We start from the raw sequence: 16,084 nt of genomic DNA, 5'->3' as shown, positions 1-16,084 counted from the left end.
ATTGTTCCGACTGTTCCTACGCTTGCCAAACCCAGCCGAATCTGGGAAAACCCCAGCCTTTCACCCTTCAATGAGCCCCCCATGAGCAACGACGAACTGCAAGTCACTGACATCCGCCTGGGCACCGGCAAAACCGTGGTCAAGGGCGCGCTGATCACCACCCAATACACCGGCACCCTGGAAGATGGCACGGTGTTCGATTCGTCTTGGGAGCGGGGCAAACCGTTCCAGTGTGTTATCGGTACCGGTCGCGTGATCAAGGGTTGGGACCAGGGCTTGATGGGCATGCAGGTTGGCGGCCTGCGCACCTTGTACGTACCGGCGCACCTGGCCTATGGCGAACGCTCGATGGGCGTGCATATCAAGCCAAACAGCAACCTGCGTTTCGAGATTGAATTGCTGGAAGTGCTGACGCGGGATGATTGAAGAGATTGAATATGGCCTCATATGGAGGCGGCGCCTGATTTCTCCAGCTCCTTGCTTTCAACCGTGATCCCAAATCTGCCGTACAGCTCCTTTCGCCCCTTGGGCGTCAAGGCCAATGCTCGACTATCAAGGTCCTGGATCACCCATTTGCGGCTTATAACGGCTTGTAGAACAGCGGCCGCGAGTGCGCCGGCGAGGTGAGGGCGGCGCATGCTCCAATCCAGGCATGAGCAAGCGAAACGACGTCGCTGTGCCCTTACGGTTTCTATCTCGACACCGAGCCCTGTCATCGCTTTTTCGCCCTCCACGCTGAGCTGATACGTACCGTCACCAGTGACTGGCATGCTCAACCAGCCGGCGTCGATGAAATAGTCGTGCAGTTGTACAGCCAGGGATCCTGCCATGTGGTCATAACAGGTCCGCGCCAACTGCAATCGACCGGGGGCCGTCGAAACGAACTGGGTCTGCGCGTTTCGGCTGATCACCATGAGAGCTTCAATAGCTTGGGCCACGTGCGCGTCTGCCAGGCTGAAGTAGCGGTGCCTGCCCTGCGTGTGCAGTTTTATCAAACCGTCCTCTTTGAGCCTTGCCAAGTGCGCGCTCGCCGTGGATGCACTGACATCGGCGATGACTGCCAATTCGGTGCTGGTACGGGCGTGACCGTCCATCAGCGAACAAAGCATTTTCGTCCTCGCGGGCTCCGCAATGGCGCCTGCGACACGGGAAATAGCAGTGTCATTGCTTTGGGAATCCATATTTCGTTCCTGAGCGAATTGTGGGGGGGACGATTGCTCGATAGTAGCCGTTCTTTGTGAAAAGGACTGCCAAAATGACGCCGTTTGAAGCCGCTACTCATGTCGATCCCTACGTTTATTACTCATGCCTCAGGCAGCAAAGGGAACTGTTGTTCGATGCAGATCTTGGTGTATGGATTGCCAGTGGCGCCGGCGTTGTCGAGGCCATTCTGGAACATCCCGACTGCCTTGTACGTCCACTGCACGAGCCGATTCCAACTGCCCTTGCGCAAGGCGCCGCAGGCCATGTTTTCGGTCGTTTGATGCGCATGAACGAGGGGACGCAACATCAGTGCCCGCGCAGGGTTATCGAGCCCATCCTGGCCTCGATGGGCACGCAAAACATCGCAGGCCTCGTGGCGCAGGTCGTCGAGACATTTGATATCTCGGGCGATAACCCGAATGAGTGGATGTTCACGTTGCCGGTTTCGGTCATTGCATCCTTGATAGGTTTCACATCCAGCCAGCTAAAGGAAGTCGTGCCGCTGACACGGGATTTTGTTGCCTGTCTGTCGCCGTTAAGTGACGAGGCTCAACTCGGTAAAGCCCATTGCGCGGCGGCACGGCTGAGCCAAATGTTCCAAACGCTGCTGAGTAACGATGATAAAGGTAGTGGTGCGTTGGGCCGTCTTTATAGCGATTACGACGCTTCAGCCTGGGAAGACGATGATGCATTGATCGCGAATCTGATCGGGCTATTGTCACAGACCTGCGAAGCCACCGCCGGGCTGATCGGCAACACCCTTATAGCGCTCCAACGTAAGCCTGAGCTGTTTGAAGGCATGCAAGCCACACCGACGCTTGTCGCTGAGTGGGCGGCAGAGGTCGCGCGCCACGATTCACCGGTACAAAACACTCGGCGGTTTGTTGCCAGGCGATGCAAGATTGGCGACAGCGTTTTAGAGGCGGGCGATACCATTTTATTATTGCTCGCTGCTGCCAACCGAGACCCCTGCGCCAACCCAGACCCCGACAGCTTCTTGCTCAAGCGGGCGCGACGACGAACCTTCAGCTTCGGCTCAGGCAGACATCAATGTCCAGGCCAACCCTTGGCATTGGCTATTGCCTCAGAAGTGATTTCGGCATTCTTGCATCGACAGCCCAACGCTTCTGCCCGTGATTATCGCTGGCGTTATTTGCCTTCCCTGAATGGCCGTATCCCACAGTTCTGCCGTGATGAGGAGACTCAACAATGATCGCTGTTATTTTTGAAGCCTGGCCGCACGAGGAGCACTACCAGCGTTATCTCGAGCTCGCTGCCGAACTCAAGCCCCTGCTGGCTCAAATCGATGGTTTCATTTCAGTTGAGCGTTTCCAGAGCCTGAGTGAACCTGGAAAACTGCTGTCGCTATCATTCTGGCGTGACGAGGAAGCAATCCAGCAGTGGCGCAGCCTTGAGCTACATCGAGCCGCTCAATCAGCAGGCCGTCGGCAGGTTTTTGCTGACTACCACCTGCGTATTGCTCAGGTAGTGCGCGATTACAGTCTCGAAGATCGTGTCCAAGCGCCGGACGATAGCAGGCAAGCTCATGAATGAAAGCACAGCACCTGGCCCATAGCTGGGGCGTATCTGCGAATTCAGTGTGTCAGGCAGTGAATGCGTAGCTGACACACCTCTTCGGGAGCAAGCCCCCTCCCACATTTGCTGGCAGATGGGGTTGAGAAAGGCATTCCTGAACCCATCCTGAAGAATTTTCGTGTTCTCCATGTGGGCACCTTCCTACGGTTTACTCGGCCACCATCGGGGCGTAAGCTTCGCGCGTTTTCATTAATAGCGGAGACCCTCAGTGGGTACTTGTTCGAGTGACAGTCGTCGGCCGGTTTCGGTAACCGGCATCTACTTGGCAAGGTAACGCGCATTTTCCAGATGCCGTTGTCTCGCCTCACAAAGCGAGAAGCGGTATCCCGGCAGTGGCCCGTCCTGGCGCCTGCCTGAATCCCTCTCATCGACGCTGACCAGCACCGGGGTAACGCCTGGATGCTACAGACGCGCCTGCCTTTTACGGCCGGCGGGCCATTTTCTCCGCCTGGAGATGCTTGAGACTGTGACTGACGCCAGTGTCAGCCGCGAAGTACCGCCCAGCCTGGCGCACTACTTCACATTGCAGGCGCTGGCGTCGCTGTACTTCGTATTTTTGCCCGCGATTTTGCTGGCGTACATGGTGCTGATCCAAGCGGTGAAGGGCTACTACATCCGCAAGTTTGGCTGGCAGTAATACGTTTTATGCAACACCGCAAAAACCTGTGGGAGCCGGGCTTGCCCGCGATGACTGTGTATCAGTCGCCTGATTCATTGGCTGGCGCGCCGCTATCGCAGGCAAGCCAGCTCCCACAGGGACCTGCGGTGCTTCCAATTTGCCGCTGTATTCATGGAGATTTTTTATGCAGGCAATCAACAACATCAACCTCAACTCCCTGATCGATACCGTGGTCAGCCTCAGCGCGGCGTTTATTCTGGGTGGTTTGATCGGCTTCGAGCGCCAGTACCGCCAGCGCACCGCGGGCTTGCGTACCAATGTGCTGGTGGCGGTGGGCGCGGCGATTTTTGTCGACATGGCCAACCGCCTCGGTGGTGCGGAAGGCGCTGTGCGTGTAGTCGCTTACGTGGTGTCGGGCATCGGCTTCCTGGGGGCCGGTGTGATCATGCGTGAAGAAGGCAACGTGCGCGGCCTCAATACGGCGGCCACCCTGTGGGCTTCGGCGGCGGTGGGCGCCTGTGCCGGTGCCGACCTGATCCTTGAGGCATTGCTGGGCACGCTGTTTGTGCTGGCGGCCAATACCTTGCTGCGACCGATCGTCAACAACATCAACCGTCAGCCACTGGACGTGGTATCGGCAGAGGTCACCAACATCCTTTACGTGATTGCGCGGCGCAGCCAGCAACAGGCAGTGATGGTCCTGTTGGAAGCCGAGCTGGCACGCTGTAACTACCCGGCCAGCGATGTCGACGTGCGACCATTCGGCAGTGAAGAAGTGGAAATCGAGGCCACTCTGGCCGCAACGTCGGTCGATGGCGATGAGCTGGATGCACTGGTGACGCGCATCTCCACGTCAACCCTGGTGGTACAGGCCTTCTGGAGCCCGAGTACCACCGACTGATCCCTCTGGGCACGCCAGGATTGGCTAAGCTTAGTTGTGGAAAAATCCTACATATAGTCCGGAATATCCCTTCAATTGAAACATCTTGGCGTTGGTAAGGTTGGGCACTTGCGGCTGTTGGGTCGTTGTGGTCCGGCGTCCGTGGTTATGCTGAGTTAATTGAAGGGGCCAGACATCGCCTGGTTATCGCCATGAGGGTATGCAGTGCCGCTCGTCGGAACTGTCATTTCTCACAGGTATCCAGTCCCGGTGTTATGTGTAAGGGTATTTTGTCCACATAGGGAAGTTTTATGAGCAAAGCATTAATTGTGGATGACCATCCATTTATCTGCGCGACGGTCAAACACCTTCTGAAATCGGAAGGGTTTACTGAAATCTACCAAGCAGGGGATGGGGCAGATGCAATGCAGTTGGCCAGGGAGCAACGTCCCGAGCTGATCATTCTCGACCTTGCGCTGCCGAAACTGGGTGGGTTGGAGGTTATCAGCCGGGTCAAGGCACTGGCCCTGCCGTGCAAGATTCTGGTGCTCACCTCTTACATGGCGGTGTTCTTTTCTACCCGCTGTATGCGTGCCGGAGCGATGGGGTTCGTGGCCAAGACCGGGGAGTTGGACGAGTTGATCAAAGCCATCAGGGCGATCAGGTCGGGCTACAGCTGCTTCCCCAGTTTGCCGACCAGTTCGGTACGCCGTGATGACCTGCAGGAAACGGAACGACAAATGATCGAGTCATTGTCGGACCGTGAATTGACCGTATTGCAGATGCTGGCCCTGGGGCTGGGCAATAAGGAAGTGGCCGCGAAAATGCTGCTGAGCCACAAGACCATCAGCACCTACAAGACTCGACTCAAGGAGAAGTTACGTATGTCCTCGGTGGTGCATTTGTCCAAGTTTGCCCAGCGCAACCATCTGATCTGAGCTGCAAATGATCACCACCGCGTTGACCAGGTTCGTCGCGATCCTTTGGATGAGCCTATTACCCCTGATCGCGGTGGCCTTTGAAGAGCCCCAGGCTTTGCAACTGTTGGGGCACTCCCACCTCGAAATCCCCAAAGTAGAGATGACCGAGGCTGATTGGCGCTGGCTACGCGAGCGGCGCACATTGGTCATGGGGATTTCTGCCCCCGATTACGTGCCTTTTGACCTGACCAATAACAACGACGAACTCGAAGGTATCACGGCCGACTTTGCCGCGCTGATTGGCCAGGCCCTGCATATCTCCATCGAGGTTCGGCGTTACGAAACCCGTGATGATGTGGTCCAGGCCCTGAAGCAGGGTGACGTGGATTTTCTCGGTTCCGCCAATGGCTATGAGGCTGCCGACAAGCAATTGCAGTTGTCTCGTTCCTACGCCAACGATCAACCGACCCTGGTGACTCGCAGCGGTGACAGCCAAGCGTTGAGTGACGACCTGGCAGGCAAGCGGGTGGCAATGCTGTATCACTATATGCAGCCCGACGCTGTCCGGGCATTTTACCCCCGTGCACAGTTGGAGCTTTTTGCCTCGACCTTCGAGGCCATTGGCGCCGTGGCGTTTGGTCGCGCCGATGTATACCTGGGCGATGCCATCAGCAGCAATTACCTGATCAATCGCAACCACCTGAACAATGTACGCATGGCTGATTTTTCCACCCTGGAGGTCAACCCGTTTGCGTTTGCTGTCACCCGGGACAATACGCGGCTGCTGCAGATCATCAATGCGGCGCTGGAGGCCATTCCCGCCAGTGAGCACATGGAAATCCTGCGCCGCTGGAGCGGTGGCAACCTGGGCATCGTGGGCATCGACCGGCTGCACTTGAGTGCCAATGAACAACGCTGGGTGCAGAAAAATCCACGGGTCAGAGTCGCGGTGCTAAACGACTTTCTGCCATTGTCTTTTATCGGTGACAAGGGGCAATTCGAAGGGCTGAGTGCGGAGGTGCTGTCGCGCATCAGCTTGCGCACCGGTTTGAAGTTCGATGTGGTACCGGGCAGTTCGTTGCCGCGCCAGGTCAATATTGTCAGTGCGGGCACGGCGGATATGCTGGCGGTGGTTACCCCCAGTACGGAACGTGCCGACAAAGTGCGCTTTACCCGGCCCTACCTGACCAGCCCGTTTGTGCTGGTGACCCGCGACAGCCCTGATAGCCCGCTCACGCTGGAGGATATGGTTGGTAAACGCTTGGCCATGGTGACCGGCAATGGCCTGCATGATGAGATAGCGCAAAACTTTCCAGGGGTTGCGTTTATCGACGTGGAAAACCCGCTGCAAGCCATGGCGCTGGTGGCCAATGGCGACGCCGAGGGCGCCGTGAACTCGCTGATCAGTGCGCGCTATCTGATCACCCGGCATTACCGTGACCGCTTGCGTATCACCAGTACGGTCGGCACTGAACCGGCGCGCGTGACCTTCGGGGTCAACCGCAGTCAGTTGGAGCTGTATTCGATCCTGGACAAGGCACTGCTGAGCATCACACCGCAGGAAATGGATGAATTGATTGGCCAATGGCGCAGCGAAGTCATCATCGAGGACAGCTACTGGCTGCGTTATCGCAACGTGATCATTCAGGGCTTCGGGTTGGCCGCACTGTTGTTGGTGGTCACGCTGGGTTGGATCATCTACTTGCGCAGCCTGATTCGTAAGCGCGTGCAGGCCGAGCGGGCGCTCAGCGATCAGATGCGGTTCATGAGCGTATTGATCGACGGCACCCCGCATCCGATTTATGTACGCGACCGCCAGGGTCGGTTGATGGCCTGTAACAATGCGTACCTCGATGTGTTTGGTTACAAGCTTGAAGACGTGATCGGCAAGACGGTGATGGAAACCGACGTCAACAATCCTCCACAGGCCCAGTCGTTTCATGAGGATTACCTGCGCTTGATGGCCGCCGGTGAACCGCAGATTCATGACCGGATACTCAAGGTGCCCAACGGCGACGTGCTGACCATTTACCAATGGATGTTGCCGTATCGCGACGGCGACGAGAAGGTGGTGGGCATGATTGCCGGTTGGGTGGATGTCAGCGAGCGTCATCGCTTGCTGGGCCAATTGCAGGAAGCCAAGGACGATGCCGACGCCGCTAACCGCGCCAAGACTACCTTCCTGGCGACCATGAGCCACGAAATCCGCACGCCAATGAACGCCGTGATCGGCATGATCGAGTTGGCCTTGAAAAATGCCGAACAGGGGCGGGCCGACCGTGATGCCTTGGAAGTGGCATCCGTGGCATCGCGCGGCATGCTGGAGTTGATTGGCGACATTCTCGATATCGCGCGGATCGAGTCCGGGCATTTGTCGCTGACCCTGGAGCCGGCCAATCTGCGTGAGCTGCTGGCATCGGTGGCGCGCGTGTTCGAGGGATTGGCGCGAGCCAAGGGGGTGGCGCTGCAAGTCCAGCTGGAGTCCTTGGTTGAGCGGACGGTGCTGGTCGACCCGCTACGCTTCAAACAGGTGGTGTCGAACCTGTTGAGCAATGCCATCAAGTTTACCGCCAGCGGCCAGGTAAGCCTCGGGGCGCGGGCGGTAGTCGAGGGCGACCGGTTGAATGTGCAGCTATGGGTGCAAGACACCGGCATTGGGATCAGCGTCAAAGATCAGCAGCGATTGTTCAGCCTGTTTATCCAGGGCAGCAATAACCAGCAGTCGGCCCGCAGCGGTTCTGGCCTGGGGTTGGTGATCAGCCGCAGCTTGTGCGAAATGATGGGCGGCCAGTTGCACTTGAGCAGCGTGTTGGGGCAGGGCACCCGGGTGGATGTGACACTGGCGCTGGCCCTGACGGACAGCTTGCCGACCCATGCCGCACACACTGCTGATGCCGTGCCAGAGGGCCGCGCACTGCGCATCCTGGTGGTGGATGACTACCCGGCCAACCGCTTGCTGCTGGCGCGCCAGTTGACCTTCCTGGGCCACCAGATCACTACGGCCGAAGATGGCGTCCAAGGGTTTGAGCAGTGGCGGGCGGGACAATTCGACGGTGTGATCACCGATTGCAATATGCCGTTCAAGAATGGCTACCAGTTGGCGCGCGAGATTCGTGCGCAAGAACGTGAACGGGGTCAGGCACCTTGCCTGCTGTTGGGGTTCACCGCCAACGCCCAGCCGGAGGAAACCGAGCGCTGTCGGCAAGCCGGCATGGACGGCTGCCTGTTCAAACCCACCGGGCTGGACGACTTGCGCTCGGCATTGGCTTCGCGTTCAGCCGAGTTGGGCCCGCCACAAATGCAGGCGTTTGACTTGAGCACCCTGGTCGCATTGACGGGGGACGATCGCCCCGCGCTTATCGAGTTGCTGGTGCCGTTGCTCGACAGCCTGGAAACGGACCGTGCCTTGCTCTCACAGCTGTCAAGCCAGGCCGACTTTGCCAAGCTGCACGACCTGGCCCATCGCGCCAAGGGTGGCGCACGGATGGTAAAGGCGCAGGGGTTGGTCGCGTGTTGTGAAACATTGGAGGCGGTGTGTGAACAGCGGGACCGCCTGGCATTGGGCCCTGCGGTTGATGGCGTCAGTGAAGCGATTGGTATTTTGCAGCAAGGCTTGAACGCGTATTGCAATCGGCCTTGACCGCGGTTGATCACCATTCAGGCGATTTGGGAAAACTCTTACGTAAACGGGGAAAATGCCTGATTTTGTCGTCGGCATATGTCTGGAAAATGGGCGACGCTCACTGCCGAGCACTGCCTGCCCCAGGGGTTTGCCATGCCAAACAAAGCACTGACCATCCTGATTGCCGATGAACAGCATCTGCAACGCCTGTACATCGAGAAAATGCTCAACCAGTTGGGGTATTACCGGATCGTGCCGGTGCAAACGCTCGAAGAAGTCCAGATTCTGACCTCCATTCCAGCCGAACCCTTCGATGCGCTCATCATCAATGCCGGGTTGCTGGACCATGCCATTGGGCTCCAGCAGTCAGTGCACCACGTGTTGGTATACGAGCACATCGACCTGGGCGAGCCTGCCAGTTCATGGGCGACGGTGCGGGTGCGTCTGCCGGGCGTGCCAGACAACGTCAGCCTCGAACACTTCATGGACATCGTCGACCCATCCGAGGCTGCCCATGGCCTGCGGGTACTGCCGTGGCTACGGGAGTTGTCCCGGGCGCGGGTGGCCCGGGCCTAGCTTCGCTTCAACGCTGCTGCCGCATGTTGATCCACACCCGTCAGTTGGTTTTGTGAGAGGCGCGCAGGCGTTCGGCCGCACTGCGCAGCAACTGCTCGGTTCCGTCCCAACCCAGGCAACCATCGGTTACCGACACGCCGTATTGCATTGACGCGCTCAGCGGCTGACAGCCTTCGAACAAGTGGCTCTCAAGCATCATGCCGATCAGCGACGTATCACCCTGCAAGCGCTGCTCCAGTACGTCATTGAACACTGCCGGTTGGCGCAGTGGGTCCTTGCCGCTGTTGGCGTGGCTGCAATCGACCATGATCCGCGCCGCCACTTTGGCCTTGGCCAGGTCATGTTTCACCTGGACCACGCTCTGTGCATCGTAGTTTGGCCCACGGTGACCGCCGCGCAGTACCAGGTGTGTGTCGGGGTTGCCTGGCGTCTGGATGATGGCGGGATGGCCTTGGCTGTCGACACCGAAATGGCGATGCGGGTGGGACGCTGAGCGCATTGCATCACAGGCAATCGCGACGCCGCCGTCGGTGCCGTTCTTGAACCCTACGGGCATGCCCAGGCCGCTGGCCATCTCGCGGTGGATCTGCGACTCGGTGGTGCGTGCGCCGATGGCGACCCAACTGAGCAGGTCATCGAAGTAGCCGGCAGCCATGGGTTGCAACAGCTCGGTGGCGACCGGCAGGCCCAGGCGCAGCATTTCACGCATCAGTTCGCGGGACAGGGTCAGGCCGGCGGCCATGTCATCGCTGCCGTCCAGGTGCGGGTCGTAGGCCAGGCCTTTCCAGCCGATGGTGGTACGCGGTTTTTCGACGTAGGCGCGGATCACCAGCAGCATCTGGTCGCTGACTTCAAGCGCGAGTTTCTTCAGGTTGCGTGCGTATTCCATGGCCGATTGCGGATCGTGGATCGAGCACGGGCCGACAATCACCAGTAAGCGCGAGTCTTCGCCATTGAGGATGGCACGCACGGCCTGGCGATGGGCGTGGATCTGTTCATGGAGGAACGGGCTGAGGGGCAGCTGGTGTTTCAGCTCAAGGGAGCTGGGCAGGCGCTGGGTCAGGGCTTCATTGGCGCTGTTGAGGGTGCAGACGGGCAAAGCGGCGACGGAGGAGTTCATATTCAAGGCTTCCTGGGCAAGCGGCGGGTTGTTCCCGCGCGCTTGGCCTACTGGGGTGTTCGACAATTGGCCGTACTGGCGAGGTGTGTTGGTTTGCCACCAATAGGTGACCGATCGGAGGCGGCAGGCTGTCCCGAACGGAGCTGGCTAAATCGCCATGCAGTGCAAGTGTCGAAGCGGTAATAAGTGGCGTAGTTCATGGCGTGATTCCTTTAAGTGTTCTTGAACAAACAAAATGGTTAGCGGCTGAAAAACAAAACCCCCGGTCGGGGAGCCGACCGGGGGTTTAGATTTCTCTGGTAGGCGACCCCTTGAGTAGTGGGCGCCGATTTCAGGTATCAGGCGCGCCAGTGGCTAAACCAATACCCAAAATAAAAGCCGGCCAGTGCGCTCGAACCGTTCACGCGGGTAGCCGACACCAAGCGCAAGGCGCTGGCAGCAGGGCAAACCTGAGTGTGGGTGAGTTGCAACATGGTGGCTCTCCAAATGATGGGGGGAGCTTACTAGAGGCGCACGGGTGGATTCAATCAGTAATTTCTATTGCTTGAGGGTACTTACGGCTATGGGGTGAGTGTCGCTATGCTGGTGGCTCATAAACGATGATTGCCAGGACGCGACCATGACTGCCTTGACCCTTGCTGCGGCGCAAACCCTTTCCATTGCTGGCGATGTTGAAGCCAATATCGCACGGCACCGGGTGTTCATGCAGGCTGCGGCAGAGCAGGGTGTGCAATTGCTGGTGTTTCCGGAGCTGTCTTTGACCGGTTATGAACCTGCGCTGGCCGCTGACTTGGCCATCGCTCCCGATGCGCCAGTGTTGGCGCCCCTGCGCGAGATGGCGCGCGAGTTGCAGCTGACGGCAGTGGTGGGTATGCCGATCCGACTGGCCCCGCAAGCGGATGTTTTGATTGGCGCCCTGGTGCTGGGGGCCGACGGCTCACTGGCGGTGTACACCAAGCAGCATCTGCATCCAGGCGAAGACGTGGCGTTTGCGGCCGGGCAGGGTGGTGAGGCACTCCAATGGGGCAATGACCGTATTGCCCTGGCGGTTTGCGCCGACTTCTCCCACGCCAGTCATCCACGTCATGCGGCGCAAGCGGGCGCCAATGTCTACGCAGCAGGCGTACTGATCAGCGAAGGCGGCTACGCAAAAGACAGCGCGCTGCTGCAGGGCTATGCCGCGGAGCATCGTCTGCTGGTGCTGATGGCTAACCACGGTGGCCCCTCGGGTGGCTGGGCCTGTGCAGGTCGCAGTGCGATCTGGGCCGCGGATGGCCGTTTGCTTGCAGCGGTGCCCGGTGTCGGCGAAGCGCTGGTGATTGCCCGCCGCGACGACGAGCATTGGGTGGGCCAAGTGGTGGCCGTGTAAATGGCTTTTCACCTGCGTGCCGCCACAGAACAGGACCTGTCGTTTGCGCGAGCCCTGACCCACCAGGCGATGAACCGCTACTACGTGCAAAACCAGCTGATTTGGTCCAATGCCGGCTTCGACACGGCCTGGGCCGGTCGGGAAAACTGGCTGATTTGCCGAGATGACGACACGTTGGGGTTTATCAGCCTGAGCCGTGACGGTGGCGCTCTATACATCCGCGAGTTGCATTTGCTCCAGGCGTATCGCGGGCAGGGCGCAGGCACCTGGGTGCTGGAGCAAATAGCGCTGAAGGCGCAGGCGCTTGGGCTGTTGCGGTTGACCGTGTTCAAGACCAATCCGGCCAGAAGGCTCTATCAACGCATGGGGTTCAGCATTGTTGGCGAGGAGGATGGTTTCTGGCGGATGGAGCGTGTCTGTCGCGTACGCTAAACCCTGTACAAAATCCTAATAAGCGCATACTGATTCAGGAACCGACTTCCCTTGATGTTCCAGCCAGGCCTTGGCTTGTGCAGCGGTGCGGATTCCGGGCATGGTTCAAAACCGCTCAAGTTCGTTCAACGAAGAGATGAGTGTGTCACCTCTTGATGTGTGCAAAATGGGATCATGCATCCAAATGAGTGGAATCGGTTCGCGTTTAAGGCAAGAAAGAGAGCGACTCGGCCTGCCGCAAAAAGTTTTTGGTGAAATCGGAGGCGTTGAAGCCAACGCTCAAGGCAAATATGAAAACGGCGGGCGTGCGCCCCAGGATTCCTGACCTTTTGCCCAATAAATCCGGTCGTCCGCCAGCCGGTGGACGACTACCGAGCAGGCAAACTCCATATATATGACGCTTGCGGCTAGGTCTGCGCCCAGCTTTTTTGCTAAGGTGTTCAGCAATCTATAAGACCATATCGCGAGGTGTCTGCTTGATTAGGGTGCTAGTAGTCGATGATCATGATCTCGTTCGTACAGGCATTACACGAATGCTGGCTGACATCGACGGCCTGCAAGTAGTCGGCCAGGCTGAGTCAGGGGAGGAGTCTCTGATCAAGGCTCGGGAATTGAAACCCGATGTGGTGTTGATGGACGTCAAGATGCCCGGGATCGGCGGTCTTGGTGCCACGACCAAGCTGTTGCGCAGCCACCCGGACATCAAGGTCGTGGTGGTGACGGTGTGCGAGGAAGACCCGTTTCCGACGCGGCTCCTGCAGGCCGGTGCTGCGGGCTACCTGACCAAAGGCGCGGGCTTGGCGGAGATGGTGCAGGCCATTCGCCTGGTCTTTGCCGGCCAGCGTTACATCAGCCCGCAGATCGCCCAACAGTTGGCGATCAAATCCTTCCAGCCCACCAGCGATTCGCCGTTTGATACGCTGTCGGAGCGGGAAATCCAGATCGCCTTGATGATCGTCGGTTGCCAGAAAGTGCAGTCGATCTCCGACAAGCTGTGCCTGTCGCCCAAGACCGTCAATACCTACCGTTATCGCATCTTCGAGAAGCTCGCCATCAGCAGTGATGTTGAATTGACCCTGCTCGCGGTGCGCCACGGCATGGTGGACGCCAGCGCCTGACATGACTACGCCGTTTGATCCAAGTGCCTTTCTCTCGACCTGCAGTGGCCGCCCCGGCGTGTACCGCATGTTCGACAGCGAGGCACGCCTGCTGTATGTGGGCAAAGCCAAGAACCTCAAGAACCGGCTGGCGAGTTATTTTCGCAAGTCCGGCCTTGCGCCGAAAACCGCCGCCCTGGTGGCGCGTATCGCCCAGGTCGAAACCACCATTACCGCCAATGAAACCGAGGCGCTGCTGCTTGAGCAGACGCTGATCAAGGAATGGCGGCCGCCCTACAACATCCTGCTGCGTGACGATAAATCCTACCCTTACGTGTTTTTATCGGATGGCAACTTCCCGCGCCTGAGCATTCATCGCGGGGCTAAAAAGCTCAAGGGCAAGTACTTCGGGCCTTATCCCAGCGCTGGGGCGATCCGTGAAAGCCTGAGCCTGCTGCAAAAAACCTTTTTTGTGCGCCAGTGCGAAGACAGCTTTTACAAGAACCGCACGCGGCCGTGCCTGCAATACCAGATCAAGCGCTGCAAGGCGCCCTGTGTGGGCCTGGTTGAGCCGGCAGAGTACGCCGAGGATGTGCGCCACTCGGTGATGTTCCTCGAAGGGCGCAGCAATGCGCTCACTGATGAGCTGTCCGGGGCCATGGAGCAGGCGGCCAGCACCCTGGATTTCGAAAAGGCTGCCGAGCTACGTGACCAGATCTCTCTGCTGCGTCGCGTCCAGGACCAGCAAAGCATGGAAGGCGGCACCGGTGACGTCGACGTTATCGCCGCGTTCGTCAACCCGGGCGGCGCCTGTGTGCACCTGATCAGCGTGCGTGGCGGGCGGGTGTTGGGGAGCAAGAACTTCTTTCCGCAGACTGGTATCGACGAAGACGTGGCAGAGGTCATGGCTGCGTTCCTTGGCCACTATTACGTCAGCAGCCCTGAGCGCGATCTGCCGTCGGAGCTGATCGTCAACGTGGTGCATGAAGACTTCCCCACCTTGATCGAAGCGATTCACGAGCTGCGCGGCCGCGAGCTGGACATCAGCCACCGCGTACGCGGCACCCGTGCCCGCTGGCAGCAACTGGCCGTGACCAACGCCGAACAGGCCCTGGGCGCGCGGCTGGCGAACCGACAGCACGTCGCTGCACGCTTCGACGCCCTGGCCGAGGTCCTCAACCTGGACGAGCCGCCCCAGCGCCTGGAGTGCTACGACATCAGCCACTCCAGCGGTGAGGCCACGGTTGCTTCCTGCGTGGTATTCGGGCCGGAAGGGCCGATCAAGTCCGACTACCGGCGCTACAACATCGAAGGCGTTACCGCCGGCGATGACTACGCCGCCATGCACCAGGCACTCACGCGGCGTTTCAGCAAGTTGAAGGACGGGGAGGGCAAGCTGCCCGATATCCTGCTGGTAGACGGCGGCAAGGGCCAGTTGTCCATGGCCCGTGACGTGCTCAACGAACTGGCGGTGCCCGACCTGATCCTGCTCGGCGTCGCCAAGGGCACCACGCGCAAGGCTGGTTTTGAAACGTTGTACTTGAATGATGCCGCCCATGAGTTCACTTTGAAGGGCGACTCACCCGCACTGCACTTGATTCAACAAATCCGCGACGAAGCGCACCGTTTTGCCATTACCGGCCACCGCGCCCGCCGTGGCAAAACCCGGCGAACCTCAACCCTGGAAGGGGTTGCGGGGGTAGGCCCGACCCGCCGTCGCGACTTGCTTAAACATTTTGGTGGCTTGCAGGAGCTGTCCCGTGCCAGCATTGACGAGATAGCCAAAGCACCCGGTATCAGTAAAAAGCTCGCTGAGCTGATTTATGCAAACCTGCACAGCGAATAGAATGCCTTCTCACCTCGTAGCCAGTTGTGCCGATGAATATCCCTAATCTGATTACCGTTCTACGCGTCCTGCTTATCCCGATTTTCATTCTGTTGTTCTATTTGCCGTATGAATGGAGCTACGTCGCCTCCAGCTCGGTATTCGCCTTCGCAGCCGCCACCGACTGGCTCGACGGCTACCTGGCACGCCGCCTGGAGCAGAGCACGCCCTTCGGCGCGTTCCTCGATCCTGTGGCCGATAAACTCATGGTGGCCGTTGCCCTGGTCCTGCTGGTACAGGAACACGGCAACCTGTGGCTGACCCTGCCAGCCGCCGTGATCATCGGCCGCGAGATCGTCGTCTCGGCCTTGCGCGAGTGGATGGCCGAAATCGGCGCCCGCGCCCACGTCGCCGTCTCCAACATGGGCAAATGGAAAACCGCCGCGCAGATGCTCGCGCTGGTCATCCTGCTGGCCAACCCGTCGGACTTCACATTCTGGGTACTCACCGGCTACGCCTTGCTGCTCATCGCCGCCGGCCTGACCCTGTGGTCCATGCTGCAATACCTGCGCGCCGCCTGGCCTCATCTGCGAACCACGGTTGAAAAGAAATAAAACTTTTTTGAATCAAGGGGTTGACGGGTGCTGAGGATTCTATAGAATGCGCATCACCAAGCGGGAATAGCTCAGTTGGTAGAGCACGACCTTGCCAAGGTCGGGGTCGCGAGTTCGAGTCTCGTTTCCCGCTCCAAATATTGCGCTGCAGAGTTCCATTGAATTCTGTAAGTGATTGAAATCAGGGCCTTTAGGCCCTTTTTTCGTTCCA

General features: G+C 58.9%; 15 protein-coding genes, 1 tRNA gene and 2 pseudogenes. 15 read left to right on the top strand and 3 right to left on the bottom strand.

Translation table 11 applies throughout. From position 1 onward, the window contains the following. Positions 1-81: 81 nt before the first annotated feature. Complete coding sequence (locus E4P00_RS21395) at positions 82-426, top strand: FKBP-type peptidyl-prolyl cis-trans isomerase (RefSeq protein ID WP_078820869.1); 345 nt, start codon at positions 82-84, stop codon at positions 424-426. A 17-nt stretch (positions 427-443) separates the two neighbouring features. On the opposite strand, the gene E4P00_RS21390 is transcribed toward E4P00_RS21395, so the two are convergent. Beyond that, on the bottom strand, positions 444-1,181 hold the full coding sequence (locus E4P00_RS21390) for a helix-turn-helix transcriptional regulator (protein ID WP_248132993.1): 738 nt from the start codon (positions 1,179-1,181) through the stop codon (positions 444-446). Between the two features lie 74 nt (positions 1,182-1,255). On the opposite strand from E4P00_RS21390, the gene E4P00_RS21385 reads away from it, so the two are divergent. The 7 genes from E4P00_RS21385 (at position 1,256) to E4P00_RS21355 (ending at position 9,416) form a co-directional block, all read left to right on the top strand. Further along, positions 1,256-2,416 carry a cytochrome P450 gene (locus tag E4P00_RS21385; protein WP_248132991.1) on the top strand — a complete coding sequence of 387 codons (1,161 nt, stop codon included), beginning with the start codon at positions 1,256-1,258 and terminating at the stop codon, positions 2,414-2,416. Next, the gene (locus E4P00_RS21380; protein WP_248132989.1) at positions 2,413-2,757 is read left to right on the top strand and encodes an antibiotic biosynthesis monooxygenase; all 345 of its coding nucleotides are present in this window, start codon (positions 2,413-2,415) and stop codon (positions 2,755-2,757) included. Before E4P00_RS21385 ends, E4P00_RS21380 begins: the two co-directional genes overlap by 4 nt. A gap of 508 nt (positions 2,758-3,265) precedes the next feature. Next, positions 3,266-3,436: a hypothetical protein gene (locus E4P00_RS21375; protein WP_158254351.1), complete on the top strand. Its 171-nt coding sequence runs from the start codon at positions 3,266-3,268 to the stop codon at positions 3,434-3,436. 166 nt (positions 3,437-3,602) lie between these two features. Beyond that, on the top strand, positions 3,603-4,319 hold the full coding sequence (locus E4P00_RS21370) for an MgtC/SapB family protein (protein WP_005786976.1): 717 nt from the start codon (positions 3,603-3,605) through the stop codon (positions 4,317-4,319). Between the two features lie 290 nt (positions 4,320-4,609). Further along, entirely contained in the window at positions 4,610-5,236 is a 627-nt protein-coding gene (locus E4P00_RS21365; RefSeq protein WP_032876719.1) for a response regulator transcription factor, read from the top strand. Between the two features lie 49 nt (positions 5,237-5,285). Continuing rightward, a complete protein-coding gene (locus E4P00_RS21360; RefSeq protein WP_248132986.1) occupies positions 5,286-8,858 on the top strand; it encodes a transporter substrate-binding domain-containing protein in 3,573 nt (1,190 codons plus the stop codon). A 135-nt stretch (positions 8,859-8,993) separates the two neighbouring features. Further along, entirely contained in the window at positions 8,994-9,416 is a 423-nt protein-coding gene (locus tag E4P00_RS21355; RefSeq protein ID WP_078820873.1) for a chemotaxis protein CheY, read from the top strand. 40 nt (positions 9,417-9,456) lie between these two features. Here E4P00_RS21355 and E4P00_RS21350 read toward each other — a convergent pair whose 3' ends face one another. Next, positions 9,457-10,536 carry a 3-deoxy-7-phosphoheptulonate synthase gene (locus tag E4P00_RS21350; protein WP_248132984.1) on the bottom strand — a complete coding sequence of 360 codons (1,080 nt, stop codon included), beginning with the start codon at positions 10,534-10,536 and terminating at the stop codon, positions 9,457-9,459. A gap of 619 nt (positions 10,537-11,155) precedes the next feature. Here E4P00_RS21350 and E4P00_RS21345 point away from each other — a divergent pair. Continuing rightward, positions 11,156-11,905 carry a carbon-nitrogen hydrolase family protein gene (locus E4P00_RS21345; RefSeq protein ID WP_248132982.1) on the top strand — a complete coding sequence of 250 codons (750 nt, stop codon included), beginning with the start codon at positions 11,156-11,158 and terminating at the stop codon, positions 11,903-11,905. Then, a complete protein-coding gene (locus E4P00_RS21340) occupies positions 11,906-12,337 on the top strand; it encodes a GNAT family N-acetyltransferase (protein ID WP_078820876.1) in 432 nt (143 codons plus the stop codon). Positions 12,338-12,376: 39 nt separating this feature from the next. On the opposite strand, the pseudogene E4P00_RS21335 reads toward E4P00_RS21340, so the two are convergent. Further along, positions 12,377-12,439: pseudogene (locus E4P00_RS21335) on the bottom strand (DNA-binding protein); the annotation flags it as partial. 82 nt (positions 12,440-12,521) lie between these two features. On the opposite strand from E4P00_RS21335, the pseudogene E4P00_RS21330 reads away from it, so the two are divergent. The 5 genes and pseudogenes from E4P00_RS21330 to E4P00_RS21310 form a co-directional block, all read left to right on the top strand. Continuing rightward, positions 12,522-12,653: pseudogene (locus tag E4P00_RS21330) on the top strand (transcriptional regulator); the annotation flags it as partial. A gap of 160 nt (positions 12,654-12,813) precedes the next feature. Next, positions 12,814-13,455, top strand: coding sequence for a UvrY/SirA/GacA family response regulator transcription factor (gene uvrY, locus E4P00_RS21325; RefSeq protein WP_005786991.1), 642 nt, complete (start codon positions 12,814-12,816; stop codon positions 13,453-13,455). A gap of 1 nt (position 13,456) precedes the next feature. After that, positions 13,457-15,280 (top strand): excinuclease ABC subunit UvrC, encoded by a 1,824-nt coding sequence (gene uvrC / locus E4P00_RS21320; protein ID WP_248132981.1) that lies wholly within the window; start codon positions 13,457-13,459, stop codon positions 15,278-15,280. A gap of 32 nt (positions 15,281-15,312) precedes the next feature. Further along, positions 15,313-15,873, top strand: a complete 561-nt coding sequence (gene pgsA / locus E4P00_RS21315) for a CDP-diacylglycerol--glycerol-3-phosphate 3-phosphatidyltransferase (RefSeq protein WP_044273195.1) — start codon at positions 15,313-15,315, stop codon at positions 15,871-15,873. Positions 15,874-15,933: 60 nt separating this feature from the next. After that, positions 15,934-16,009, top strand: a tRNA-Gly gene (locus tag E4P00_RS21310). The last annotated feature ends 75 nt before the right edge of the window (positions 16,010-16,084 follow it).

The sequence above is a fragment of the Pseudomonas sp. B329 genome (genome assembly GCF_023127835.1).
In the GTDB taxonomy this organism is placed as follows: Bacteria; Pseudomonadota; Gammaproteobacteria; order Pseudomonadales; family Pseudomonadaceae; genus Aquipseudomonas; species Aquipseudomonas synxantha_A.
This window is presented reverse-complemented; position numbering and strand designations above follow the sequence as displayed.